Origin of the sequence: Chryseolinea serpens, assembly GCF_900129725.1 — a bacterium.
GTDB lineage: Bacteria > Bacteroidota > Bacteroidia > Cytophagales > Cyclobacteriaceae > Chryseolinea > Chryseolinea serpens.
This window is the reverse complement of record NZ_FQWQ01000001.1, coordinates 117,942-143,908: the sequence shown is the minus strand read 5'-3', so window position 1 is coordinate 143,908 and position 25,967 is coordinate 117,942. Positions and strand designations below refer to the sequence as shown.

General features: G+C 52.0%; 18 protein-coding genes. 5 read left to right on the top strand and 13 right to left on the bottom strand.

Features of this window, described 5'->3' with window-relative positions; genetic code table 11:
• The first annotated feature begins 41 nt into the window (after positions 1-41).
• The 3 genes from BUB30_RS00495 (at position 42) to BUB30_RS00485 (ending at position 3,390) form a co-directional block, all read left to right on the top strand.
• Complete coding sequence (locus tag BUB30_RS00495) at positions 42-902, top strand: DMT family transporter (protein ID WP_073129826.1); 861 nt, start codon at positions 42-44, stop codon at positions 900-902.
• Between the two features lie 90 nt (positions 903-992).
• Positions 993-2,375, top strand: a complete 1,383-nt coding sequence (locus BUB30_RS00490; RefSeq protein ID WP_245804008.1) for a Gfo/Idh/MocA family oxidoreductase — start codon at positions 993-995, stop codon at positions 2,373-2,375.
• Positions 2,376-2,499: 124 nt separating this feature from the next.
• Positions 2,500-3,390, top strand: coding sequence for a Nif3-like dinuclear metal center hexameric protein (locus BUB30_RS00485; RefSeq protein ID WP_073129822.1), 891 nt, complete (start codon positions 2,500-2,502; stop codon positions 3,388-3,390).
• Positions 3,391-3,416: 26 nt separating this feature from the next.
• On the opposite strand, the gene BUB30_RS00480 is transcribed toward BUB30_RS00485, so the two are convergent.
• From BUB30_RS00480 to BUB30_RS00440, 9 genes are all read right to left on the bottom strand, one after another.
• Positions 3,417-3,884 carry a DUF6985 domain-containing protein gene (locus tag BUB30_RS00480; protein WP_073129821.1) on the bottom strand — a complete coding sequence of 156 codons (468 nt, stop codon included), beginning with the start codon at positions 3,882-3,884 and terminating at the stop codon, positions 3,417-3,419.
• A gap of 12 nt (positions 3,885-3,896) precedes the next feature.
• Entirely contained in the window at positions 3,897-4,622 is a 726-nt protein-coding gene (locus BUB30_RS00475; protein ID WP_073129819.1) for a hypothetical protein, read from the bottom strand.
• A gap of 48 nt (positions 4,623-4,670) precedes the next feature.
• On the bottom strand, positions 4,671-5,267 hold the full coding sequence (locus BUB30_RS00470) for a hypothetical protein (protein WP_143164705.1): 597 nt from the start codon (positions 5,265-5,267) through the stop codon (positions 4,671-4,673).
• A gap of 216 nt (positions 5,268-5,483) precedes the next feature.
• Entirely contained in the window at positions 5,484-6,935 is a 1,452-nt protein-coding gene (locus tag BUB30_RS00465) for a RagB/SusD family nutrient uptake outer membrane protein (RefSeq protein ID WP_073129815.1), read from the bottom strand.
• A gap of 10 nt (positions 6,936-6,945) precedes the next feature.
• Positions 6,946-10,110 carry a SusC/RagA family TonB-linked outer membrane protein gene (locus BUB30_RS00460; RefSeq protein ID WP_178376982.1) on the bottom strand — a complete coding sequence of 1,055 codons (3,165 nt, stop codon included), beginning with the start codon at positions 10,108-10,110 and terminating at the stop codon, positions 6,946-6,948.
• A 34-nt stretch (positions 10,111-10,144) separates the two neighbouring features.
• Positions 10,145-10,429, bottom strand: coding sequence for a hypothetical protein (locus BUB30_RS35005; RefSeq protein ID WP_073129811.1), 285 nt, complete (start codon positions 10,427-10,429; stop codon positions 10,145-10,147).
• A 139-nt stretch (positions 10,430-10,568) separates the two neighbouring features.
• On the bottom strand, positions 10,569-12,986 hold the full coding sequence (locus BUB30_RS00450) for a beta propeller repeat protein (RefSeq protein ID WP_143164704.1): 2,418 nt from the start codon (positions 12,984-12,986) through the stop codon (positions 10,569-10,571).
• A 3-nt stretch (positions 12,987-12,989) separates the two neighbouring features.
• Entirely contained in the window at positions 12,990-15,398 is a 2,409-nt protein-coding gene (locus BUB30_RS00445; RefSeq protein WP_178376981.1) for a sialidase family protein, read from the bottom strand.
• A 14-nt stretch (positions 15,399-15,412) separates the two neighbouring features.
• Positions 15,413-17,509, bottom strand: coding sequence for a glycoside hydrolase family 20 zincin-like fold domain-containing protein (locus BUB30_RS00440; RefSeq protein ID WP_073134596.1), 2,097 nt, complete (start codon positions 17,507-17,509; stop codon positions 15,413-15,415).
• A gap of 242 nt (positions 17,510-17,751) precedes the next feature.
• On the opposite strand from BUB30_RS00440, the gene BUB30_RS00435 reads away from it, so the two are divergent.
• Positions 17,752-18,720 carry a sugar phosphate isomerase/epimerase family protein gene (locus BUB30_RS00435; protein ID WP_073129806.1) on the top strand — a complete coding sequence of 323 codons (969 nt, stop codon included), beginning with the start codon at positions 17,752-17,754 and terminating at the stop codon, positions 18,718-18,720.
• Positions 18,721-18,847: 127 nt separating this feature from the next.
• On the opposite strand, the gene BUB30_RS00430 is transcribed toward BUB30_RS00435, so the two are convergent.
• From BUB30_RS00430 to BUB30_RS00420, 3 genes are read right to left on the bottom strand one after another with little or no spacing between them, the layout of a single operon-like run.
• The gene (locus BUB30_RS00430) at positions 18,848-20,182 is read right to left on the bottom strand and encodes a TolC family protein (RefSeq protein WP_178376979.1); all 1,335 of its coding nucleotides are present in this window, start codon (positions 20,180-20,182) and stop codon (positions 18,848-18,850) included.
• Positions 20,183-20,211: 29 nt separating this feature from the next.
• Positions 20,212-23,340, bottom strand: a complete 3,129-nt coding sequence (locus BUB30_RS00425) for an efflux RND transporter permease subunit (RefSeq protein WP_073129803.1) — start codon at positions 23,338-23,340, stop codon at positions 20,212-20,214.
• A gap of 40 nt (positions 23,341-23,380) precedes the next feature.
• Positions 23,381-24,460 carry an efflux RND transporter periplasmic adaptor subunit gene (locus tag BUB30_RS00420; RefSeq protein WP_073129802.1) on the bottom strand — a complete coding sequence of 360 codons (1,080 nt, stop codon included), beginning with the start codon at positions 24,458-24,460 and terminating at the stop codon, positions 23,381-23,383.
• Between the two features lie 400 nt (positions 24,461-24,860).
• Between BUB30_RS00420 and BUB30_RS00415 the strand changes: the two genes are divergently transcribed.
• Complete coding sequence (locus tag BUB30_RS00415; RefSeq protein WP_073129800.1) at positions 24,861-25,223, top strand: ArsR/SmtB family transcription factor; 363 nt, start codon at positions 24,861-24,863, stop codon at positions 25,221-25,223.
• Between the two features lie 236 nt (positions 25,224-25,459).
• On the opposite strand, the gene bcp is transcribed toward BUB30_RS00415, so the two are convergent.
• Positions 25,460-25,936 (bottom strand): thioredoxin-dependent thiol peroxidase, encoded by a 477-nt coding sequence (bcp, locus tag BUB30_RS00410; protein WP_073134594.1) that lies wholly within the window; start codon positions 25,934-25,936, stop codon positions 25,460-25,462.
• Positions 25,937-25,967: the final 31 nt, after the last annotated feature.

The following is a 25,967-nucleotide window of genomic DNA, read 5'->3' as shown; positions in this document are numbered from 1 at the left end:
TAAATAATGTACTTTCGTATCATTGTTTTATATTTAATCTTATGGCAAAAAAAACCTGGTTGCTTTATGCGATCATCACCACCGTTTTTTGGGGCGCATGGGGCGCACTGATTGAAATTCCAGAGAAAGCAGGCTTTCCCGCCACGCTCGGCTACTCCGTGTGGGCCATCACAATGATCCCGTGTTCGTTGGTAGCACTCTATATTATCCAATGGAAACTGGAGTACGATCTCCGCTCCATTTTTCTGGGGTCGGCGATCGGCCTATTGGGTGCGGGGGGTCAGTTGATCTTGTTTCAGGCCTTGCGTGAAGGACCGGCCTATATTGTATTTCCCCTCATTTCGCTATTCCCGATTCTGACCATTTTCTTGTCGCTCTTCTTTTTAAAAGAAACCGCGACGCGCAAACACTGGATCGGGATCATCATTTCACTGGCAGCCATCTTGCTCCTCTCCTATCAGCCGGCGTCCGGCAACGGTTCGTCGGGCTATGGCTGGCTGCTGTTGTCGATCAGCGTTTTTATTCTCTGGGGGTTGCAGGCCTATGTGATGAAGTTTTCAAACAACGTCATGAAGGCCGAGAGCATCTTCTTTTATATGATGGCGACGGCCGTCCTGCTCATTCCCGTGGCGGTGATGATGACCGATTTTTCGAAGCCGGTCAACTGGGGCTTTAAAGGTCCCTATCTGGCCAGCCTGATCCATGTGCTCAACGCCATCGGGGCGCTCACGCTCGTATATGCGCTTCGCTATGGCAAGGCCATTATCGTTACACCGATGACGGGACTTTCGCCGCTGATTACCGTAGTGCTTTCGCTGATCTTGTATGGCGTGATCCCTGGCGCTGTTCTGTCGACAGGCATGGTTTTCGCGATGATCGGCATATATCTCTTATCGGATTAAATCCTTTGTCTCACACGAAGAAGCATGATGCCCGGAGCTATCCTGCCGATCAACTGAAATCGCTTTAGAATAATCACCAATATGAATGCTATGTTATACAGTAGAAGAAACTTCTTAAAACAAACCGCCGCCGCAGGTTCACTGCTTACCCTGCCCGGTGTGGGCATGTTCCAAGCACTTGCCGAAGAAAAGCGGACTACCGTCAGGATTGGGATGATCGCTGTCGGGTTGCGCGGGCAGGATCACATGCTGGAATTGCTCAAGCGCACGGACGTGGAGATTGTGGCCATGGCCGATCCCGATCCGAAGATGATGGCGATGGCCCAGGCGCTCATCAAAAAATACAACAAGAAAGCCGCTGTTGAATATGGCAAAGGTCCTTATGACTATCGCAACTTGCTGAAGCGTACGGACGTGGACGCGGTGTATGTCTGCTCGCCCTGGGAGTGGCACTTACAACACGGCGTCGACGCCATGGAAGCGGGGAAGATCACGGCCATGGAGGTGTGTGGTGCCATCAAGCTGCAAGACTGCTGGGATTTTGTGAATACCTATGAGAAGACAAAGACCCCGTTCATGATGCTGGAAAATGTCTGCTATCGCCGCGACATCATGGCCGTGTTGAACATGGTGCGTCAGGGAAGATTTGGCGAAGTGCTCCACCTGCAAGGCGGCTACGAACACGACCTTCGCGGCGTGCTTTTCACCAACGGCCAGACCGACGAACCCGGTGTTGACTTCGGAGAGAAGGGCTTTAGCGAAGCGCGGTGGCGCACGCAGCATTATGTGAACCGGAACGGCGAGCTCTATCCCACCCACGGTCTGGGGCCGGTGGCCAACATGATCGACATCAACCGGGGCAACCGCCTGGCACGGCTGTCTTCGATCGCGAGCAAAGCGCGTGGGCTTCATGATTACATTGTGAAAAATCCAAAAGGCGGGCCCAACCATCCCAATGCCAAGGTGGTGTTCAAGCAAGGCGATATTGTGAACACGCAGATCCAATGCGAGAACGGTGAGACGATCTTGCTAACCCACGACACATCGCTCCCGCGGCCTTACAACCTCGGCTTCCGTGTGCAGGGTACCAATGGCTTGTGGCAGGATTTTCATGCCGGTGAACCCGAGGCTGGATTTATTCATTTTGAAGACAAGAGCCCGCACCATAAATGGGAAGATCCCAAACCGTATTTGGAGGAATACGATCATCCGTTATGGAAGAAGTATTCGGCGCTGTCGACGGAGTCGGGGCATGGGGGGATGGATTTTTTTGTGGATAATGCTTTTATCGAGTGTATTAAACGCGATGTGGAATTTCCTTTGGATGTGTATGATTTGGCTACGTGGTATGCGATCACGCCATTGAGTGAGAAGTCGATACAGGAGAAGGGGCAGTTGCAGGAGATACCGGATTTTACGAAAGGGAAGTGGAAGACCCGGAAGCCTATATTTGGGGTTCACGGGGAGTATTGAATGCAGTTTTTAACCGCGGAGGCGCAAAGGCGCAAAGAAATGCATTTAGATTTTCTTTGCGTTGACTTTGCGCCTTTGCGTCTTTGCGGTTAAAACCTATCTTACACTACAGAACACCACCCTTATGACTACCGGAAGAAGAGAATTTCTAACCACCGTATCCCAAGCCATCGGCGCATCGGTGTTGCTGGGTGCGTCCGCCAGCGAAGCATTCGCGCAGCAGCCTGCTCCCACCGTTGGCGAAGTGATCGACCTGATCCTGAAAACCATCCCGGGTGCCCCGTTCCCCAAGACGGTAGATACGCTGAAGTCGGGGAATGCCTCGCAGAAAGTGACGGGCATCATCACCACCATGTTTGCGACCGTAGAGGTCATCCGCAAAGCCATCGCCACCAACGCGAACTTTATCATCGCCCACGAACCCACCTTCTACAACCACCTCGACGAAACGGCGTGGCTGGAGCAGGATGACGTGTACAAATACAAACGCGATCTCCTTGAGAAGCATAGCATCGCCGTTTGGCGCTTTCACGACTACATCCACAGCCACGTCCCGGATGGGGTTAGGATGGGCGTTATGACGGCGCTGGGTTATGAGAAATATTACGACGAGAAAAATCCGCGTGTCTTCACCGTACCCTTTCTGAAATTGAAAGACATCGTGGCCAACGCCAAACAGAAACTCGGCATCCCTACGGTGCGCGTCATTGGCGATATGGATCAGAGTTGTCAGCGCATTCTTCTGCTTCCCGGAGCCTCAGGAGGCCGAAGCCACATTCAGGGCATTGAAAGCGAAAAACCTGACCTGCTTATCATCGGAGAACTGAGTGAATGGGAAACTGCCGAATATGTCCGCGATGCCCGATTAAAAGGCGACAAGCTCGCTCTTATCGTGCTTGGTCACGCGGTAAGCGAAGAACCGGGATTAGAATGGATGGTTTCTTTTCTGCAGCCGAAGGTTCCCGGTATAAAGGTTACACACATTCCGTCGGGAAATCCGTTTTTGTTTGCGTAAGCGCGGGATTCACCATAAGTCATTTTTTAGTCCGTGTAGTGTCCATCGTGTCCACTTGCTCGGGTCAGCGTTTCGCCGTCCTTGAAAACCAGTTGAAGTCCGTGCTCCTCTTCCCAATCACAACCGCATGAGACACACAAATAAAATTCGCCGTGCTCGTTCCAATCGATGATGATTTCTCCCGGACTTACATGGTTCCATATCTCGGACGAAGTTTTAACGGTCAATGGCTTTGTGTACCCATGTTTTAAAGTTTCATGGTAGTACTTGTAAACTCTTTCCGAGTCCTGTATTCTGTTCACAGCGTTTAGGCTTAAAAAGGCTCGCAATGTTTTGTCGGCCTGTTCCAAGTATGGCCCATGTTTAGCCTCCACAAAACCTATCTTCATTTTAATATTGTCAAAGTAGGGAATTTCGAAGGGTTCGCTTGTGTAGAAATCCGCATCGAATTCACTAGGTTTTAGTCGTCCAACAATTTTTGACTCAATTTCCATTATTCAATTTCTTTATCCGTATTTGTTGTAAGGCGTATCTAATTCTTTAATTTCTTTTAGACGTTCAATATAAAGGCCTCTACCGCTCTCGAAGCCAAATTTGATCACTTTGTTTAGTTTTAAATAGGTTAAAATGAGATGAGCATGATCATGGCCCAGAACGCTGCGTTTAAAAAAGTCTTTAACATATATTGTCTCCGCCAGAGGAATTTGATTCAACTCAAAAACCATCTCGTTGAATCCATCTTTAATGGTATCATCAAATTTTACAGGGTATACAAAATCATACGGCACGTCAGGTTGTGCTTCACTCATTAAACCTCCAAACATATGCCTAAAGCCGTATCCAAAAAACCACTTTTCACACTCGATCAGATCTTCTCTCTTAAAAAATTCCCTTTCCTCTCCACTTTTTCTACCCCAAAAGAATTCAAAGTCCCGGAGAAATTCCGTGTCAAGTCGAATTCTTACAAAATCAAAGTCTATCGTTTCAAGCAAATACTCAAATTTCAAAACGAATTCAGACAAGGCAGTTCCCCCCTCCACGTTCTTATAGGTTGCCGCAAAACTTGCAATGGGATATTCATAAAAATACGGCGACTCAGTGGAGCCTAGATTAAACATCTCGGGCCTTATCCAGGGGTGATTTTCGTCCGCATCCATATTTTCAATAGCTGTTTCGAAAGAACGAACGTCCCGCACTAAGATGATTCCACTAACGATTGATATTTCTCCCATTGATTTTGTATTATAACGTTGATGAAACGACTAAATGCATAGCACTTCTTAAGGGAGGACGCGTCTCACTCTCTCCACGAAGTCGTTCATTATTTTAATCTGCCCTTCGTTACAACGGCAATTTAATTTCATGTTAGTCCTCAATTTGTCCAGATCTTCTTTTTCATGCCCCTCCTCTGCCGCTATTTCAATTTCCCCGGCCACCGTCTTTGCCCATTCTTCGAAGTCTTCGTCGGTCAACAACCGCTCACTATTAAAGTAGTCAACGAATTCTTTTGTCTTCGTTTCTACGAATAGTTTCCCCATCACTCCTACCGCTTCCGCGTATGCACCATCAGCGTTTTTCATTGTTCGTGTAATCGTTAAAAAATAGAAGGGTCCTGTCTCGTCATTTGTTTTTAGAACACTATCCAACAACGACAAAACATCGACCTCGTCCGATGGCTGCCGAACGCCGTTAAACAGGTCTTTACAAACCTGGGGTATTTCTTTATGCCTGATGTAAAATGAAATAGGGTGTCCTCTGAAAACTGAGTCGCTGCTCAACGCGGTCGATCTAACTTCGGTATCGACCTCCCCTTTATTGTCCTTTGAATGGCAACAGTATTGACTCAGTATTAAAAAGATTAGAATAAGATGTCTCATAGTCCTTTGACTTTCCTTTGCCCCTAACATTTGGTTATAAACAGTGGGAGTACCTATTCCCCTGGTTGTCATTTTGCTTTGCCAATATCCCGAAAAACACAGTCTCCTCAAAATTGAATGTTTCCTCCATTGCTATAACTACTCCTGGCTCCTCAAAAAAAAAGCCCTGCCCCCCGGAAGGTGACAGAGCTTTTTCCTTAAAGCCAATCGCTCAAATTATTCCCCCGTGTAACCCGGGTTCTGACTGCCTAGAATCTTTGCGTCGTACGTTGGGATGGGGTACAGGTAATCGTCGTCCGTAATGTTTGGGAGATAATCCGGGTGGTTCACCTGGTTTATCTTGACCAACAGTCGCTTGCGGATGATGTCGAACCAGCGGTCGTATTCAAAGCAAAGTTCGTGGTTGCGTTCGTCGATCACAGCGTCGTCGAAGGCTTCCTTGGAGAGACCGGCGAGGTCAACCGAAGCATCTGGAGTGGAGATCGGGAGGTTGTGGGCACGGCGGCGCACCTGGTTGATCGCTTCGTAGGCTTCGGGTGTAGGTGCACCGTTGGCCATGTTGGCGGCTTCGGCATACATGAGCAACACGTCGGCATAGCGGATGATGGGCAGGTTTGCCGTGGTCTGGCCGCTTTCGTATTCGTCTTGGGTGATGTAAGGCACCGTGAATTTCTTCACGAAGGGGCGCTGTTCATCAAAGTCGGTGTACGGAATGCCGTCGAATTCCAGGATCAGGTAGGCGTCCTGGCGGGGTTCGGTCGTTTTCAGCCATTCGTCGCTCCAGGTGGGATCGATGCTGGCGTCGCCCCATCCATCCATGACGGACGGTGTCCAGATGTGTGCGTCGGTGGCCGGGTCGTCGGAGGTGGAGTTGAAGCCCCACATCACTTCGGGGCCGTATTTGTTTTCGGGTTTGAAAACGTCCTCAACATTTTCGATGAGCGAATACGCGCCATCGTCCATCAGGTCGGCGGCCAGGTCTCTTGCCTTGGCATAGTTCTCCGTCTTATTCAGCGGAGCGGTGGCCATGGTGAGGTATACTTTGGTGAGCAATCCCTTGGCAGCGCCGGCTGTAGGCTTGCCGGGCTGTCCATCCCAACCCGTGGGCAGGTTGGCGATCGCATATTGAAAATCGCTGACGATAAGATCATAGACCGCCGTGCTGGGGGTGCGTTCCTTGATGGGGTTGGTCACGGGGTCCGGAAGATCTTCCGTGATGAGGGGCACGTCGCCGAACAAACGCACGAGGGCAAAGTAATTAAAGCCACGAAGGAACTTAGCTTGTGCTTCCAGTCCATCGATCTCACTTTGATCAATTCCTTTGAAGTTACCTTTCTTGATGGCCCGCAGCACACCGTTCACATTGTTCAGTGCCTTGTAGTGCTGATCCCACAGCCCGCTTCCAAAGTCACTCGGGATTACCATGTCGCCGTCCAGCAACTGGTCGTCATAGATAAAGTTTCCATAGCCGTAGGAATAGCCGGGTGCCCAGGCGTCCCACAAGGCGTTCATGGAGGCTGTGAGCGCGGCTTCACCTTGTTGGATGGTGGCATAATAATTATCGGGCGAGGTAAAGCCTTTCGGGTCTTCGTCGAGGCTCTGACAAGCCAACACTCCCGTGAGCAACAGCGGCGCGATGTATTTTTTTAATGATTTCATCTTGTTCATGTTCGTACGGTTAGAAAGTTAGATCAATACCCATGGTATATACTTTCGAAGTCGGGTAGTTGGCGAAGTCAACGCCAATGTTGGCATCGTTCGTGTTGAACGAACTCACTTCCGGATCGTAGCCTGTGTATTTGGTGATGGTGAACAGGTTCTGACCCGACACATAGAGTCTCAAACGGTTCATGCCCACTTTTCGCGTCAACGTCTGCGGGAAGTTGTAGGCAAACGTGATGTTCTTCAGGCGGATGTAAGAAGCATCTTCCACCCAGCGGCTCAGACGTTGGTCGCCCACGGTCACCTTATTGGTCAACCCGGCAGCTTTGCGCACGCTTTGTTTGGTGAATGCAGGAACATCGGTGTCTTGGTTGTCGGGTGTCCAACGGTTCATCAGCGCGGTGCTGGTGCCTTCACCTGGTCTTTCCAAGCGCACCCGGTTGAGGTTAAACAGGTCGTTGCCCTGCACGCCCTGGATGAGGAAAGAGAGATCGAAATTCTTAAAGGAGAAACGGTTGTTCCATCCGAAGATAAATTTGGGGAACGCATTGCCGATCACGGTCAGGTCTTTGTTGTTGATCAGGCCATCGCCGTTCACATCTTTGTAGTGGATGTCGCCGGGCAATTGTCCAAAGGCCGCGGCTTTGTCGCGGTCAGATTCGCTCCAGGTTCCCTCGGTGATCCAGCCTGTCATTTGACCGAAGGGCTGTCCCTCCTGCAAATAGAGCAGCGCCGTATTGGCGTTGGTGCTGATGCCATAGCCTGCGCCGGGTGTCGTGCGGAATGGCAACTTGTTGGCGTCGGTCAGTTTCAGCACTTTGCTCCGGTTGCCGGAAATATTGAAACTGGTATTCCACCGCAGCGGTCCCACCAGCGGGTCGCCGCCGATCGAAAGCTCGATGCCTTTGTTACGGGTAGAACCCACGTTGTCGATGATGTTGGGGAAGCCTGTATAGGTGGGCAACTGGCGGCTCAGCAACAAGTCCTCCGTGGTTTTCACATAGTAGTCGGCCGTCAAATTCAACCGGCCGTTAAACAAGCCGAGGTCGATTCCGATGTCGGTTTGTGTGGTGCTCTCCCACTTCAGGTTTGGGTTGGCCGCACGCACAATGTCCATTCCGATGTCGGTCACGCTGCCGCCGTTGTAGGGGTACCGGGTGTCAGCGGTGGCGCGGAGCTGCGAAAGCGAGGCATAGGGTGAGATGGCCTGGTTACCCGTAACCCCCCAGCTGGCGCGCAGCTTCAGGTCTGTGATAGCATCCACGTCTTGCAAAAATCCTTCTTCCGAAATTCTCCAGGCAACGGATGCCGAGGGGAAATAGCCCCATTTGTTGTTTGCCCCGAATACCGACGAACCGTCTGCGCGATAGCTGGCGGTCAGCAAATATTTATCAGCAAAGGAATAATTCACGCGGCCCAGGAATGAATTGATGACGCGTTTGGTATTGAACGACGAGGGCACCACAGAACTCGCGCCGCCCAGGTCATAGATACCGGCTTGGTCAACCAGAAAATCGTTGGCAAGGATAGACATGCCTTTGTTTTGTTCCACCTGTTGCTCGGCCACCCCTGTGATCACAAAGTGATGACGTCCCACGCTTTTATCGTAGGTAAGGATGTTGGAGTTTTGATAGCGGGTATAGATGTTGTCGTCCACATTACCCTGTCCGTTCTTCTGAAAACCGGCAAACGTGTTGTTATTGAGGTAGCGGAAGTTGTTCTGGTTGCGGGTGATGGCGCCGCCGGTGATGCGAAACGTCAGGCCCTTAGCGATCTTGAAATCGAGGAAGGCATTGATGTTGTTGCGGATAGAGTTGTTTTCCGTGTAAGCTTCCTTGGCGCTGGCGACGGGGTTCCACATGTTGGGCTCACCATAACCAGAAGGGTGCTTGCTGTAGTTGCCGTTTTCATCATACACCGGAATGGTGGCGTTCCACCGCGGAGCCACGCTCACCACCTGTCCGAGGGGATCGATGATGGCCGCGCCTTCGCCGAAGGGCGGGGTGTTGCCCGTCTCCTTTATACCGGCCCAGCTCAAGCCAAAGCTTGCCCATTTCGTGATGTCCACGTTTACATTGGCACGAAGGCTGAAGCGTTTGAAGGAGGAGTTGAGGAGAATACCTTGCTGATTCAAATAGCCACCCGAAACTAAGTATTGCACATTCTCGCCACCGCCGCTCACCGAAAGCTGGTGATTTTGCATGGCCGCCGAACGGTATACTTCCTTCTGCCAATCGGTACCAAAACCGGCCTTATCATAGCCGGCAATTTGGTCGGCGGTGAAAACCGGTGTCGGCGTGATCACAACGTTGCCGGGTTGATCCTGCGACGCTTTGAAGTCGTTGATGGTGCGTGCGAAGTCGCCGCCGCTCATCACGTCGAGCTTGTTTCTCAGTTTTTGCACGCCGAGGTTGTAGCTGTAGCTCACCACCGGGTGTCCTTTCTTTCCTTTTTTCGTGGTCACCAGGATAACGCCGTTGGCACCTTGCGATCCGTAGATGGCCGTCGCAGAAGCGTCCTTCAACACTTCCATCGACTCCACGTCGTTCGGGTTGAGCGAGTTGAGGTCGCCGCCTTGCAGACCGTCGATCACGATGAGGGGTTGGTTGCTACCGAGGATCGAGCTTGAACCCCGGATCCGGATGGTCGTGTTACCGCCGGGTGCACCGCTTTGGTTCAACACCATGACACCTGCCGCGCGGCCTTGTAACGCCTGGTCTACACGCTGCGTAGGCAACTGTGCCAGTTCGTCACCCTTCACACTGGCGATGGCGCCGGTGAGGTCGCTTTTCTTTTGGACACCATAGCCCACCACGACAATGTCGCCCAGGGTGGCCACATCCGCGATCAACGCGACGTTGAAGACCGTTTGTGTTCCAATCGAAATTTCCTGCGAGACATAGCCGATATACGAGATCACGATCGTGGTAGCGTCGTCCGGGACCGATAGTCTGAAGCTGCCTTCTGCATCGGTGGTCGCGCCAATGGCGGTTCCTTTTACTACGACGCTCGCGCCGGGAAGCGCTTCGCCGTCACCAGTCACTTTGCCGCTGATTGCTTTTTCCAGGGCCACTGTAGCCGCGGTGGCTTTGGGCGGCTCATTGGCCCGGGCCGCGATGCAAAGCATGCAAAGCCACACGAGGAGAAAGGCTTTGCCTGTGTTGTGTAGTCGTTCCATCATAGTTGTTTGGTTTTGTTGTTGGTAGAGTTGGTAGTTAAGATTTGTGTACGGGTTGCGTAAGACAGGGCAAAGTTTTTTCTTCGTCCTCATCCAGGCTTTGTTCCAGCCTGTTCCAGACTTCATGCTCGTCGGCATCGATCTCCTCTTCCACCCGGTCGCGTAGTTGCAACAGGATGGTCCGCGCTTCCTCCAGCAACTCGAAATGCTGGTGTTGCCACGATTGCCACATCGACTGACCGTCCCCATCCGGGTTGAGTACCCATTGCTGAAACGATTCATTCAGCACCAGGTCTTTTACTGAGTATTTGAATACCTCCATCGTGCGTAGGGTTGGCGTGTTACTGGAAAGAGTCCGGGCGGCTGCGGTTCTCATCGTTCCCGAATGGATATTTTTGGGCCAAAAAAGAAGGGGACTCCCCTACAGAGTCCCCACAACCTAAAACACTACTTCCTTTATTTTATTTCCGCACCAATGCGGGCACAATGTCTTCGACAGCATGCTCATCGCCTTTTGCCGGACCGTGCCACACGCCGCCGCCAAATGTGATAACATAGATCTGGGTGGAATCCTTCGGATCGATGTCGACACGCTTACCCCATTTAAAATTGTAGCCTTTTATTCGTGTCCAGGTCGATCCTTCATCCTCCGAACGATAGGCCGAGCCATTGAACCCGCAGGCGTAGTAGGTATCGATTCGCTTGTCATAGGTGATGTCATGCATATGCTGATCGCCGGACAGCACGGCCTGCCAGGTCTTGCCGTCGTCGGTGGAAGAAAAAATGCCGCCGCCTATATCGGACGCGAAAGCGCCCTTCCTGTTTCTGCCCCATGCCGCAAGCAACAGGCGATTGCTCTTTGCGGTTGTTATTAGGGACATCGGTCCGTTGGTGGCCGCTGGCAACGACACTTTTGTCCAGCTTTCAGCTCCGTTGTCCGAACGGTAGAGCGCGCCATCCAGGGCGGTCCCGATACTTTCGTCCTCACCCCTGCGGCACACAACCAGGAACAATACGCCATCCGAATCCCGGCGGGTAATCCGCCAGGCAAAAGGTTCGGCGCCCCCGATGCCCTTGTTTTTCTGTTGCCAGGTCTTGCCACCGTCGGTGGATTTATAGACGCCCTTTCCAAAGGCGCAGGCGTAGAGCGTGCGCTTTTCTTTCGGGCTTGTGGGATCGAACAGGATGTGTGTCATCGCGGCTTCGCCAATGTCTTTGCTGATGATCTGCCAGGTCTTACCATCGTCTTCCGTGACCAGCACGCCGCCTTCATAATTTTTCACGCCGCTACGCCGCCACATCTTTGGTCTGGGCAGGTCGTGTGTGCCGCTCATGACGCCCCAGGCTTTTCCTTTCACTTCCGGGTCGAACGTCAGCCAATACACGCTGTTTTGCCAGGCGCGGGGTACGCCGTTGTTCCGCGTGGCGCTTTGCCAGCTTTCACCGCCGTTGTGGGTTTCCATGAGGCCCACATCGGTGTTGGCGATGAAGGCATGGCTTCGGTTGGACGGGTCGAACATGATCCCGTAGCCCGTGGTCACTTCCAATCCGCGCGAAGTCCAGCCGCCGTCCTTTTTGGTGGTGTATACTTGTTCCCAGGTCTTACCTCCATCGGTGGTCTTCACGGTGCGACCGAAGTCGGTGCCATAACATACTTCAGGATGTGTCGGCGAAACGCCAATGGAAAAAGGATTCTCTCCCCAGGTAGGTCCGAATCTTTCGTTGATCCATTCTTCCGAAAAATTGGCCGACGGGTAGTTGTGTTCTTTTGTCAGTTTATCTTTCCAGGCCAGCGTCCACGTCACGCCAAAGTCGGTGCTGCGCGCAACGCCCATGCAAGTGGTGTCGGCGTGCACTTTCAGATCCCGATACGATACGTACACCACTTCCGGGTGCAGGGCGCTGGTGGCAACGGTCCGGTATTCGGGAAGTTCGGCGCCTTTCATGCGGTACGACAAGATCCCGGCTTCGCGGTTCGTCCAGGTGGCACCACCGTCGGGGGAATAGAAAATTCCCGAGGCTTTTCCTTCCGGGTCAAAATAGGATTTGCCGGCCATGGCATAGAGCACAAATACATTTTTTGTCTCATCATAGCCACCTGTGAACGTCGTGAGTTGTGACACGCCCTGGGGAGCGGGATTGGTTTTCCATGCGCCGTTTTCGCGGACGGTCACACCTTGCGCTCCGGCAATGTAGATCGTGCGGTTGTCGGGCGAGGATTTGGGAACGACGAACACGTTCTTTACGTGGTCTTCGATGTCGTGCTCTTTTTTCCACTGCAGGCCTCCATCAACGGAGGTATAAAATCCGGTTTGTTTGTCGATGGAAATGGCGGCGTATAATTTCTTAGAATCCGCGGGATCGATCGCCAGGGCCAGCACATTTCTCCGCGTGCTGTCTTTGGTCACCAGCACTTCGGAGGCATGATCTCCTTTCGACACCACGCCGTCGACTTCGGAGGGTCCGGGATACCACAGGCTCCAGGTTTTCCCGTGATCGACACTTTTGAACAAGCCGATGGAGTTGGCATACATCACATTGGAATCCAGCGGATCATACACAAAATAATGCACCGGTCCGCGCAGGTTAAACATACGCCAGGTCTCTCCACCATTCGCGGTGATGAACGACCCCGTCATGTCACACGCCACCAAAGCATGGTTGGTGTTGAAGGGGCTTACGGCCGGGAAGAACATCGCTCCGCCTCCCCCATAGCCCGTGAACCCCCAGGCATCGTTTCTCCCATTTGGGTTTTTATGGACCTCCTTTTCTGCAGTGGGTGTGTCTGGTGTAGGCCGGCAACCTGTTAGTGCACCAAAAATTAGCGCACTGATCATCAAAAAAAATCCAGGTGCAACGCGTATTGTCTTCAATGTCATAGTCTATTCTGTTTCGGGAGTTCCATGCAGTACGCTGGAACCGTAGGTGGTGAGATAGATTTGTCCGGGGTGGTGGGGATCCACGATGGCACGCTGCCCCCAATGAAAGTCGTAGCCTTTTATTTTTTTCCAGGTCTTGCCATAGTCGTCGCTGCGATAGGCGGCCTGGTTGAACGTGTTGCAATACAATCTTCCCGGGTGATCGGCGTCTACGGTGACGTCGTATACATATTGCGTCTTATCAAAAATCGAGGTCCAGGTTTCGCCGGCATCTTCCGACATAAATATACCGCCTGGTATTTTTATCAATTCATTCCCTCCGGTCGAACGTGCAACCGCACCTCCCACAAGATCAGCCAGGTCGAGATCTGACCAGCCGGCGAGATAGATGCGGTTGGGATGCTCGCGGTCATAGTCCATACCGTTGGGGAATAGTGGTCCGTCGTTGACCTTCAACCGCGTCCAGGTTTCTGCGCCATCGGTGGAGCGATAGACATCGCCGGAATAAAACTCCCTTCCCGTCTTTCCACCTTTGTGCATGGGCGTGGGACTGACGGTGAGATATAAATTTCCATTGCCAGCCAACGTCAATTCAAAAGCACAAGTATTCTCCCCGATGCCCTTGTTTTTCAGCGTCCACGTTTTGCCGTCGTCGATGGATTTGTAGACCCCCTTGCCGTATACGCTCACGTACAACGTGCGCTGACCGGCGGGAGTGTTGGGATCCATGACGATGCACGTGGATGGCGAATCGAAGCCCATCCCTTCGTTGGTGGGCTTCCAGGTTTTTCCGCCGTCGAGGGAAACACATACGCCGCCTTTACCGTGCGACTTCCAAGCGGGGTTGCGCGTCATCTTGCCGCGGGGAAAATCGTGCAGGCCCGACCACACCGACCACACTTTATCCTTCACCTGCGGATCAAAGACCATCCAATAGCAAGTGTTGATCCATTCGGTGGGCACACCTTCCGTCGACCGGATCCAGCTCTTCCCGCCGTTGTAGGAATGATGATAACCGATGTCGGTGTAGCTGATGGCGATGTGACTGCTATCGAACGGGTCGAAGTGGACACCATAGGCGTTGGTCACATCGAGACCGCGGCTGATGAACGTGCCGTCGGGTTGGGATGCACTATAGATCTCGTTCCAGGTTTTGCCACCGTCGGTCGTCTTCATGGTGCGATACCAGTCGGTGACCACGGCCACATTGCCGTCTTTGGGATATACGCCCACGTCCATGAGCCGGATGTATTCGCCGCCAAAGGCTTTCTCGGCCCAGGCATCTTTCAGGTTGGTCACTCCTATTCCGTCTTTCACACCGTATTGACCAGATCCCCCACCGCCCTTCCACACCCATTCCCAATGCTTGCCGGCATCGGCCGTTTTCATAGCGCCATACCAGTAGATCATTTTGTTGCCGGCTTTCTTTTCTTCGTAGCGATTGGAAACGAGATAGGTTTTTTCGGCATCATTTTCCGCGCAAGCGATCATCGAGTAGCTAGGCTTGATGCCCACGTTGTCGTTTGTCAACTCCGGGTTGGTCAGTCGCGTCCAATGTCCACCCAAATCCACTGATGTCCAGACTTCAGTATGGCCAAACTCCTCTTGTATTTCTTCTTTTGGATCGTGATGCAAGGCATAGAGAAGGGTCTCGTCGCCCTTTGTCGTCGCCCCACCGGTAAACGAAAATGCGGGAGCCATTTCTTTTGGAAGGTCCTTGTGCTCGAACGTGTGGGTCGTCGTGTTGAATGTATGAACAGCATCGGACGTGAAGACCAAAATGCTGTTCGAGTCTTTATCTGCGGGGGCATAGATAAAATCGATGCGCTGGGGCAGTTGTTCTTTTTTCAGCGTCTTGCCGCGATCATCCGAATAAAAAAAATCAGCCCCCATGCTGAAATACAACGCGTCGGGCTTGCGGGCATCCAGGCGAACAAAGCCTACATGTCCGTTTTTCCGATTGTATAAAGTGGTGTCGGTTGTCTCGATGGAATAACCACCGTGATCGCCCTGGAATATCTCTTTCGACACATCTTTCTTCAAGGGGAAGATCTGTTCCCAGGTCTTTCCCCCATCGGTAGAGCGGTGCAGCGCTGTGGCGCCGATGTAGATCGTGTTCGGATCGTTGGGGTCGTAAGCATAGGATGAGGCGCCGTTGGAAAAATTGATCTGGTCATAGGAAAAACCTCCGTTCCGGGTAAGATACGATCCCGTCATATCGCAACGCACCATAAAATGATCCGGTGTCTCATAAGCGAACGTCGGAATAAACGTAGCTCCACCACCCCCCGGTCCAAGCTTTTCCCATTTCGCTGCTTCAGCTTGCGCCTTGTTTTCAGTCGCCGGTTGCCGGCAACTGGTCAATCCAATGACAACAGCATATACAAGTATGCTTCCGATAATTTGTTTCATCCGGGATTTATGGTTTAATCGTTGGTCAATAGCTGGTGCGACATCCATTCCTCTACTTTCTTATTCATGGCCAATTCGTAGACGTACATCCAATCCGTGTTGTTTGTGCCATTGGCCAGGTGATGGTGAAAATTGGAATCGAGTTGGTAGCCTTCCGGGTTGCCGAGGATTCGGGTCTCGCCATACACGTTCTCGAATTGTGCACGAAGCTTTTCAAAATTCTCCGTGAAGGTTTTCACCTGGGCAAGGGACGTTTTTCGAGTGCCCTTGGCGGCGTTGTCATATTGCTCCAGTAAAAGCAGCTGCATCGCGGAATAGATCTGCAGTTCATTGATCTGCTCCATCACCGCCAGGGCATACTGGTTTCGGCTGGACACTTCCTGCGCCTTTTTGATCTTTCCCTTGATGGCGGTATATTTTTCAACGGCCTTCTTTGCGCCCTCGATCTTGCTCTTGTAGGCCGCACTCCACGCGCCGGGCTTTGCCGGATCGGGCAAGTCCACCAACTTGAAATCTTTGTGATAATTATCGCGATCGCCTTCCTTCAACAAGGCCGTCTCCCAAAACGGAAGCGCGTCTTCCAGTGCATTCTGAAAATCCATCGAAGCATCGGCCATGGCCGGAGAATAGAAACGCTGGCGGAACAGGGTGTGGGCCTGTGGCTCTGAGATGTCTTCGTAGTTCCAACTGAACAACCCAAAGTCATAGATGCCGCGCCAGATGGTTTCAAAGTGAACGGAGCAATCATCCCAGGCTGTGCAGAGGATACCATCCATCTTCTTCTCCGAGGTCAGGCTGCAATAGTCTTTTATGGGATTGAAGTTCGAGCGGTTGCGCGGCAGCATGGGATAGATGGGCTGGGCTGAGGTGGCCGCCATCACTTTCAGGTTGTGCGCCTTATACCAATCGATCGCCCGGCGGTTGCCGGGTATCGCGGGTGTGTCGTAGTTCCAGCGCATGTACACACAGTTCTTTGGAAAAAGTGTAACGTTCTTGTCCAGCGTGGCCTGGTTGTTTTTCCAAAGCTCTTCTACTTTGGCTGCGGGCATCTTGTCGTCGTAGGTGGTTTGATACAGGTCGGCGAGTTTGAAGACCATGTCGTCCCAGAAGATGGGAATGCGGTCATGTGCCAAGGCGAAGTCGGTCACTTTTTTGAGCCAGTACATTTGAAGCTCCAGCGGCTTCATCCCGGATTTTTTGCTGAGTTCCGATTTCCCCAACGACCCAACTTCATCACCACCGACGTGCAGATATTTACTGTAGGGCGTTGCCTTTATCGCATCCTCGTACAAAGCAAATTGCAAGTCGTAGGTCCCGGGATGAAGTGGATCAAACACCCAATCCGATGCGGGGTCGTCGCGCAGTTTTTTATATTCTTCATGCTTCAGGATAAACGAAGCATGTCCCAGCCCCTGCACCAGCGGACTGATCTCGATGTGCCGCTCTTGCGCATACCGGCTGATGGCCGCAAATTCTTCGATGGAGATCGCATTGGCCGCGCCCACGACAGGAGCCTTGCGATAGCGGAGTTTGTCTTCAAATTCGATGATGATGGCGTTGACCTTGATATTGGCCAGCCGGTCGATGATGCTGTAATAATAGTGCCCGGTCTCTAAATGATGTTTCATGTCGAGGTGGATCGCGCGATAAGCGATCTCCGGGTAGTCGGTGATGCGGCAGGCGGGGATTTCGATTTGCTGGTCGGTAGCATCTTCGATCAGTTGGATCAGCGTCTGGATCCCATAAAATAATCCTGCGGCTTGCCGGCCTTGGATGCTCACTTGTCCACCGGAAACTTCCAGCACATACCCTTCATCCGAAGGCACAGCCAGGTCTTCCCGAAGCCGGAGTGTGATGATGCCTTCTCCCCCATTTTTTCGCAACGGCAAACTCGCCAATGCTCCCGACATCACCGGCCGCTCCCCTACATTAAAAAGGTACACACCGCGCAAAGCGGAGGGCAACAGACCTTTCCCTGAAAGCAACTCTATTTTCTGCGGCTGCGGCAGGATCCTAAAGTGCCGTTGGAAGTCGGCCAGGTCCGCCGCTATTGCCGTGGTGGTGAGCACCAGGGTAAGTAGACAAAATGGGATGATCGATTTTAGATGCATATAAGTATAGGTATAACGCCGGGTTCCGGTCTCACCTTCGATGGAAGGAGGCAGGGATCTTTTATTTCTCATCAAAAAGCCGGGCCCACTTTCGCACATTCCGGAAATTTATTTCATCAGCATATTTCGAGGTTGAGTGGTAGTTCGCTCCGTGCACGAAATGAAACCTGTTAATGAATTGTGCGGCAGGCCTAGACGTGAGTCCGTTATTTTCCTAACTTCACACGCTTACCATAATTCCTATGCAAACCTCACGAAGAAACTTCATCGCCCAATCACTCCTGGCCACCGCGGGACTCTCCACCGCCTGGAACGTCGCCGAGGCTTCGAACATGGCCCAACCCAGTATGCCTCCACCCAAAGTTGACGAAGCATTTAAGATAAGCATCTTTTCAAAAAATCTACAGTGGCTCAACTACACCGAGATGGCCAAAGTAGCTGCCGACCTCGGCTTCGACGGCGTGGATCTTACGGTGCGTCCACTGGGACATGTATTACCCGAAAACGCAGAGACCGATCTGCCCAAAGCAGTGGAAGCGATAACAAAGGCAGGGCTTAAAATGTATATGATAACCACCGCCATCACTGCCGCTGATGAGCCTCACACGGAAAAGATTCTGAAGACGGCCAGCAGCCTGGGCATCCGTCATTACCGTACGGGATGGCTGACTTACGACGATAAGAAAAGTATAGAAGACAATCTCAAAGCCAAACGCGAGCAATTTCAAAAGCTGGCCGACCTCAATGCCAAGTATAGCATTTCCGGTGAATACCAAAATCACTCCGGCTTATACTTCGGCGCACCGCTCTGGGACCTTCATCGCATTCTCCAGGAAATAAACTCGCCCTGGCTGGGTTCACAATTCGATATTCTTCACGCCTACGTGGAAGGGTTCAACGCCTGGCCTATCAGTCTTAAATTGATTGCACCCTACATCCGTTCCATCTGCCTGAAAGATTTTGTCTGGGGAATAAAAGACGGTAAGTGGGCGCTGCAAACCATGCCCGCCGGAGAAGGACTCATCGATTTCAAGAAATACCTGGGCATGCTCAAACAATACAACGTCAGCGTTCCGGTATCGCTTCACTATGAATATGATCTGGGGGGAGCCGAGAACGGAGCTTTCACCATTACGATGAGCCGGGATAAGGTGCTGGCCGCTATGCGCAAGGACATTCTTACCTTCCGGAAGATGATTCAGGAAATGTGAACCGGCTTGCTGAGGAGCCGTGAATGAAGCGCGTTGGAAAACGTCTCTAATCTTTTCATTTTGCAGGGCACAAAAAAACCGGGCTCCAATGAAGCCCGGTTTTTTATTTTGATCATTTTCTGAGCGTTTACTCCACTTGTCCCATGATCCGGAACAAAGCGATCCGCGCCGAGAGATAGTCGTATACGGCTTCCAGGTAGTTGGACTGGGATTGTGTAAGCGCAAGTTCGGCGTCCGTCAGCTCCAGGCGTGATGACACGCCGCGGGAATAGCGGAACTGAATCATGTCATAACTGAGCTTGGCCGTTTCGTTCACCACCACCGCCGTTTGGATCCGCTCGATAGAGGCGTTGCAGTCGGCGACAGCCTTGTGTACGTTGGCGCGAAGTTGTTCATGCGCATCGTTCAACCGGAGGGTTGCCTGTGACTGAGCCAAGGATGCTTGTTTCACGCGGGCCGAGTTTCCAAAACCACTGAAGAGCGGCACAGAGACCTGCAGGCCCACAAAGGAGCTCGTCGGATAATGTGCCGTACCATAGTCAAGGGAATTGGTCTGTGTCTGCACCTGGTACTGTCCCACGGCCGCCACAGAAGGCTTACGCGATGCCGACGCGATTTTCATTTGTTGTTCCTGTACCTGTGTTTGCAACGCCAACACCCGGTACGATGCGTTGCCACCCACCGCAGCTTCGTATACTTCCTTTTCCGACGGAAGCGAACCTGGAGAAGGTACCACTAAAGAATCCGTGAGAAGAATCTGCTTCGTGGAATCCATACCCATCAATGCCTTGAGCTGAAGCTTGCCGGTCTCGATGGCATACGAAATTCTCAAGAGCTCGGGCTCCAGGTTTTTCACCGAAGTATAGGCCCGCAGTGTGTCCACTCGCAGTGCCTTGCCTTGCAGCAACAGCGACCGTGAATCTTTCAAAGCCCGTTGGTTTCGGTTGATGCTCTCTTGTTGCAGGCGAAAGCGCTCGTTCAGTACCAACAATTGCAAATAGGTTTCCTTCACTTGCGACACCACGTCTGTCTGCTTTCCCGAGAGAACAATGCTGCTCTCCCGTTCTTGCAGGCGCGAACGTTGAACAGAAGGAAATGCCAGGGGATTGTACAAGGGCTGGATCGCCGTCACGGCTGCCGTTCCCTGGTCATCGCCACCGAACCTTCCATAGGATATTTTTCCATCCGGCTCGGTCCCGTTAAACCCGAAAAAAGCCGGGAGTTGGAAATAATGGTTAACCGCCAGCGTGGCATTCACCGTCGGCAAAAACAAGCTGCGCGCCACGATAAATTGTTGCTGCGCCTTGTCGATGTCGAGCTTGCTCGCTTTCAGTTCCGGGTTCTCGGCCATGGCCGTTGAAACCGCGTCGTGCAAGGACAACGGTTGCTCCTGCGCCACGGCCGGGCTGGCCGCGAGCGCAAGAGCGAAAAGAGTGAGGTATTTTAAATATTTCGATTTCATAAACATGCAATAATGTAGGGTGTGTGAACTCAGGCGACGACTACTTCTTCCGTGCCGGTTTGGGATGGTCCGGGGTGCGGCTCAGCTTTCTTCGCATAGGGTCGTGAGAAATAAGAGTATACCGAAGGGATCACGTAGAGCGTGAGCAGACCGGCAAAAACCAACCCGCCGACCACCGCGATGCCCAACGACTGACGGCTACCCGACGACGTGCCCAGCGACAACGCGATGGGCAACGTGCCAAAGATCATGGCCAGCGTCGTCATCAAGATCGGACGGAAACGCGAACCGGCAGCATGCAACACAGCATCCGTAACCGACTCCCCTTCTTCCTTCCGCTGATTGGCAAACTCCACGATGAGGATACCGTTCTTGGTGATCAACCCGATGAGCATGATAATGCCGATCTCACTAAAGATGTTGATGGACTGCCCGGTGAGCCACAAGCTCAGCAACGCGCCCGTCAGCGCCATGGGCACCGTCAACAGGATGATGAACGGGTCGATGAGGCTTTCGAACTGAGCAGCCAAAACCAGGTAGATGAGCACGATCGCAAAGATGAAGGCAAAGATCAAACTCGAGCTGCTCTCCGCATAGTCGCGGCTTTGGCCGGCCAATGTCGTGCTGAAACCCGCGGGCAACACTTTTTTGGTGATCACATCCATTTCAGCGATCGCCTCACCCAAACTTACACCGGGTGCGGGCGTTGCCGATATGGTGGCACTGTACGATTGATTGTAGCGATAGATGGCCGGCGGACTCACGGTTTCATTCAACTTCACCAGGTTGTCCAGCGACACCATTTCGCCATTGCTCGCTTTGAGGAACAGTGAACGCAAATCAGCCGGCGCCGCACGCTCGCGACGATCCAACTGGCCAATCACTTCGTATTGACGGTCGTTGAAGATAAAGTATCCATAGCGTCTGCCACTCAAGGCCAATTGCAGCGTGCGACCCACTTCCTGTGTGGAGATACCCGCCTGGGCTGCACGGTCACGATCGATGGTGATGCCGATCTCCGGGCGGTTGATCTTAAAGTCAGGGTCCTGGAAGCTGAGCTTCTGGCTTTGATATACCTGACCCATCAGTTTCGGCATCACATCCATGAGGCTCTTCAGGTCGGGCGCCTGCACCACATACTGCAGGGGTTGTGAGCTCGAGAACCCGCCGATGGTAGGGATTTGGATGGGGATGATGATCACGTTCCGGAATTTTCCAGAAGCCGCCACCAGCTTTTGGTAGATCTGTTGCTGCGACAAGCCGCTCTTGCGATCCTTGGGATCTTTTAAAAAGACCCATTGGAAACCACCGTTCACGGGTTGCACCAACGTGCCAATGGAAGCGGCGATGCCGGCGTAGGTCCGGTTACCATTCAAGTCCGGTACAGAGTCGGACACATACATGTTGATCTCTTTCATGGTTTCCTCCATGCTTTCATAAGAGGTGCCTTCCGGCGCGATCACAGCCAGACCGATCATCGAGCGATCTTCCAATGGCGCGAGTTCTGATGGCAACGAGGGCAACAAGAAATAGGCGATGGCAAACGAACCGATCAACGCGATGAAGCCGAGCCAACGGAATTTAAAGAAGGCATGCAATGATCTTTCATACCCACGGTTCAAAGCTTCAAACCAAGGTTCGGTTTTCCGGTAGAACCATCCTTGCGATGCGTTGCGCTTCAACAAGTAGGCGCTCATCATCGGCGACAAGGTAAGGGCCACGAATGCCGACACGAGTACTGAACCGGCCACGACTACAGCAAACTCCTTGAACAATCGACCGGTGATACCACCGAGGAACAGGATGGGCAGGAACACGGCCGCCAGCGTAATGGTCGTGGAAATAACGGCGAAGTAAATCTCGTCCGATCCTTTACGCGCAGCCTCGATAGGACTCATACCCTGCTCGATCTTGCTATAAATATTTTCCAACACCACGATGGCGTCATCCACCACCAACCCGATCGCCAACACCAAACCCAGCAAAGTCAACACGTTGATGGAGAAATCGCCGATGTACATGATAAAGAACGCGGCGATGATGGAAACCGGAATGGCCACAAGGGGGATCAGCGTGCTGCGCCAGTCGCGAAGGAAGATGAAGATGATGAGGGCAACCAGTCCGAAGGCCAGCAGCAAGGTTTCTTCTACTTCATTCAGGGAGTTGCGCACGGGCACAGTAAAATCCTTACCTAACGAAATGATATATTCTTTGGGCGCGCTTTTAACGATTTCGTCAAAGCGTTTTGTAAACTCGTCCACGATCGCCAGGGAGTTTGCACCCCGTTGGGGTTGCACACCCGTTCCCACACCGTAGCGAGCGGTATTCCCCTCTCCTACGATCATGGCCGTGCGCTCGTTCTGCGATGACATGATGGCGGAACCGATGTCCTTGAAACGGACAATGGCACCTTCTTGCTCCCGGACGATCATGTTGTTGAAGTCATCCTCCGTGACGAGGCGGCCCGATGTGCGAAGGGTCACTTCGGTGTTCTCGCCTTCGATGCGGCCGCTGGGAAGATCCACGTTTTCGCGTTGCAGGGCATTTTGAACATCGGAGGGTGTCAACTTATAAGACGCGAGCTTCACGGGATCCATGCGAAGACGCATGGAGCGCTTGCGGCCGGCATAGCTATCTACAAGGCGTACGCCAGGAATGGATTGCAATCTTTCTTTGATGTTGATGTTAACAAAGTCCGTCACATCTTCCAGGCTCTTGGTGTCGCTCTGTACCGTGAGGAACACGAGGAAATCCGGGGGACCTGTTTTTTCTACGATGGTAGGTTCGATGTCGGAGGGCAACTGTTGACGTGACTTCGATACTTTGTCGCGCACGTCGTTGGCAGCCGCCTCGAGGTCGGCATCAAGGTTAAATTCAACGGTGATGATACTAACTTGTTCTCTGGATGTGGAAGACAGCGCGCGGATGCCGTTGGCTTCTGCGATGGCCTCTTCCAGTGGTTTGGTTACCTGCGACGCAATGATGTCGGCGCTGGCCCCGGGATAAACGGTGGTCACCGTTACAATGGGCGAATCCGTCACGGGATACTCCCGCGTTCCCAGCAAGGTGTAGCCCACGATCCCAAACAGGACGAGCAACACCGACATTACGCCAGCCAAAACCGGCCGCGATATACTGATTTGTGAAATAGCACTCATTTGTAAGTCTTGGAATTACTGTAAAAAAAGAAAGGGTAAATTATTTCAGCGATACGAAATGCACCGGCACACCGGGCACGAGGCGCAGCAAGTTGCTGGTGATGACGGTATCGCCTTGATGCAGACCCGAAAGAATTTCCACCGATGCAGCACTGCGCTGACCGATTTGCACGGGCACCAGGGTGACCATATTCTTCCGTGCTACATATAAGTTATAACCTTGCGACGAAGGCATCAGCGCCTGTGACGAAACACTGAGTGCTTCACCCGATGTGTTCAGGGCAAGGTTCAATCGGGCACTCTGACCGGCCAGCAAAATGTGACCAGGATTCGCGGCGACAGCGCGAACACGCAACGTGCGCGTAGCTTCATCCAGGCTGGATTCGCGTGCTACAACACGAGCGGTGTGTTCTTTGTCATCGGACGCGATGGTGAACGTTTGCTCGCTGCCTTCCACAATGATGCGGCTATATTTTTCAGGCACGGAGAATTCGACCTTCACAACACTGTTGTCTTCGATGCTGGTGAGCAACGTGTTCACCGACACAATGGCTCCGGTGTGGATGTTGATCATTCCCACCTGGCCGTCGAAAGGCGCCACGATGCGGGTTTTGTTGATGGTGACTTCCAATTCCTGGATTTGAGCGTCAAGCACTTTCAGGTTGGTCAAGGCTTCGTCGTAGTCTTGTTGAATGACGGCGTCGTGATCGATCAGGTCTTTCAACCGCTTTTCATTCAATTGAGCAAGTTTTTGTTGCTGACGGAAACGCTCGAGTTGCGCTTGCAGGTCGGCGTCGTCCAATTGGAACAGCAGCGTACCTTGTTTTACAAAGCTGCCCTCCTTCACGTTGACACGGATCACTTTGCGCGTAAGCTCACTCACCAGGTCCACATGCTGATTGGCCACCAGCGTACCGGTTACTTCCAGTGACTCTTTTACCACGCCGGGTTGAATGACTACGGCGTCGACCGGCGTGCCGACGGGGATGGATTTGGATGGAGCAGCGGCCTTGTTTTCGGCAGCCTGCGAATAGCATCCGGCCAAAATTGCGGATACAAAAACGAATCCCAGCAACGACCAGACACCGGCAATGCGATGACGATTGTATGTACTTTTCATGGTGACTTTAAATGATTATTTGTAATAGTTGATATCTGAGTAAAAAAATTAACAGCCTAGGGCTTCTTCCTGACAGCACGATGCGGCAGGCGTTCGGTGACTACAATACAGGTGGGGAGCGTTTTTGTGTTTCATGGCAAACTTGTTTTAGGTTGAGTAAAAATCTTTGCATTGATATATTTAAATATTTCTATAAATCGTTCTACGTAAGTTTTAGTTCCAGGGTTATAAAAATTCGAAAATTTTTCCCCGGGCACAGCGCGCAAGCGCCGCTCGACAACGATTGCACCCGCTTGTCCTTGTGTGTATGGTCCACCCTAAACCTCAGAAACTCAACTCTTTTAACGAATTGACGTATTTAAATAAATAAATATTAATTTTGAACTGAAACAGAGGCTGTATGAATCCCAAGAAGGCTGAAAAAATCGCGAAGGCGCTCGCCGATCCCAACCGGCTGCTGATCCTGCAAGAGATCAAAAAGCAAGACGACTGTCTGTATTGCGTCGACATCATGGACATCATCGACTTGAAACAGCCATCGATATGTCACCATATTAAGCAACTCACGGACAACGATCTGATCTTAGCAGAGAAAGAAGGAAGGAATTTGAAGTATCGGCTGAATGATGTGGTGTTGAATGAGTTTATCGATTTTTTGGAGGGGTTGAAGAAAGAGGAGCCAGGAGCCAGAAGCCAGGAGCCAGGAGTTAAAAATTTGAGTTCAGGAGCTAGGAGCCAGAATTTAGTAGTCAGTAGTCAGTAGCTAGTAGTCAGTAGTCAGTAGCCAGCATTCGCCATTCCGTGGTCAGAGTTTGTTAGGGATGTCATCAGGAAATCTGATCGGCATGAGGTGACTATTTTAAATCATTATAATCAATGCAAAAATCTTGAATTCACAGCGCCGCTGCTGGCTACTTAATACTTGCTACTGACTACTAAATTCTGGCTCCTGACTCCTGGATTCTGGCTCCTGAATTCCGACATCTGTCCCTCTAAATTTTAGAGTTTCAATATCTGCGAAGCATGTCCCTTCGTATCCACCTTGTCAATAACACTCGTAATCACCCCTTTCTCATCAATCAAAAACGTCGTCCGCGCTGTTCCCATGAACTTTTTGCCTTCGCGTTCTTTTTCCACCCAGACGCCGTATTTCTGGTTGATGGATTTGTCTTTGTCGGCTACGAGTGAAAACGGGAGGTTGTATTTCTTTTGGAATTCTTTGTGTGAAAGCTCATCATCGGTGCTGACGCCCAGCACGACATAGCCGGCGTCGCCAAGTTCGGCGATGTTGTCGCGGAGGTTGCAGGCTTCTTCGGTGCAGCCCGGGGTTTGATCTTTCGGGTAGAAATAGAGGACCACTTTCTTGCCTTTGTAGGAAGAGAGGGTGATGGTTTTGTTGTCCTGGTCGGTGGCGGTGAAGTCGGGGGCTTTGTCGCCGACTTTCAATTTGGTTTGGGCAAAATTGGTGAGCGTCATAAGGCTGAATAAAATGAGGGTGACAATTTTT

Bases quoted from the DNA above. Each gene is read 5' to 3' on its own strand.
- BUB30_RS00495 (WP_073129826.1), top strand. From the start codon at position 42: ATGGCAAAAAAAACCTGGTTGCTTTATGCGATCATCACCACCGTTTTT.
- BUB30_RS00490 (WP_245804008.1), top strand. From the start codon at position 993: ATGTTATACAGTAGAAGAAACTTCTTAAAACAAACCGCCGCCGCAGGT.
- BUB30_RS00485 (WP_073129822.1), top strand. From the start codon at position 2,500: ATGACTACCGGAAGAAGAGAATTTCTAACCACCGTATCCCAAGCCATC.
- BUB30_RS00480 (WP_073129821.1), bottom strand. From the start codon at position 3,884: ATGGAAATTGAGTCAAAAATTGTTGGACGACTAAAACCTAGTGAATTC.
- BUB30_RS00475 (WP_073129819.1), bottom strand. From the start codon at position 4,622: ATGGGAGAAATATCAATCGTTAGTGGAATCATCTTAGTGCGGGACGTT.
- BUB30_RS00470 (WP_143164705.1), bottom strand. From the start codon at position 5,267: ATGAGACATCTTATTCTAATCTTTTTAATACTGAGTCAATACTGTTGC.
- BUB30_RS00465 (WP_073129815.1), bottom strand. From the start codon at position 6,935: ATGAACAAGATGAAATCATTAAAAAAATACATCGCGCCGCTGTTGCTC.
- BUB30_RS00460 (WP_178376982.1), bottom strand. From the start codon at position 10,110: ATGATGGAACGACTACACAACACAGGCAAAGCCTTTCTCCTCGTGTGG.
- BUB30_RS35005 (WP_073129811.1), bottom strand. From the start codon at position 10,429: ATGGAGGTATTCAAATACTCAGTAAAAGACCTGGTGCTGAATGAATCG.
- BUB30_RS00450 (WP_143164704.1), bottom strand. From the start codon at position 12,986: ATGACATTGAAGACAATACGCGTTGCACCTGGATTTTTTTTGATGATC.
- BUB30_RS00445 (WP_178376981.1), bottom strand. From the start codon at position 15,398: ATGAAACAAATTATCGGAAGCATACTTGTATATGCTGTTGTCATTGGA.
- BUB30_RS00440 (WP_073134596.1), bottom strand. From the start codon at position 17,509: ATGCATCTAAAATCGATCATCCCATTTTGTCTACTTACCCTGGTGCTC.
- BUB30_RS00435 (WP_073129806.1), top strand. From the start codon at position 17,752: ATGCAAACCTCACGAAGAAACTTCATCGCCCAATCACTCCTGGCCACC.
- BUB30_RS00430 (WP_178376979.1), bottom strand. From the start codon at position 20,182: ATGAAATCGAAATATTTAAAATACCTCACTCTTTTCGCTCTTGCGCTC.
- BUB30_RS00425 (WP_073129803.1), bottom strand. From the start codon at position 23,340: ATGAGTGCTATTTCACAAATCAGTATATCGCGGCCGGTTTTGGCTGGC.
- BUB30_RS00420 (WP_073129802.1), bottom strand. From the start codon at position 24,460: ATGAAAAGTACATACAATCGTCATCGCATTGCCGGTGTCTGGTCGTTG.
- BUB30_RS00415 (WP_073129800.1), top strand. From the start codon at position 24,861: ATGAATCCCAAGAAGGCTGAAAAAATCGCGAAGGCGCTCGCCGATCCC.
- bcp (WP_073134594.1), bottom strand. From the start codon at position 25,936: ATGACGCTCACCAATTTTGCCCAAACCAAATTGAAAGTCGGCGACAAA.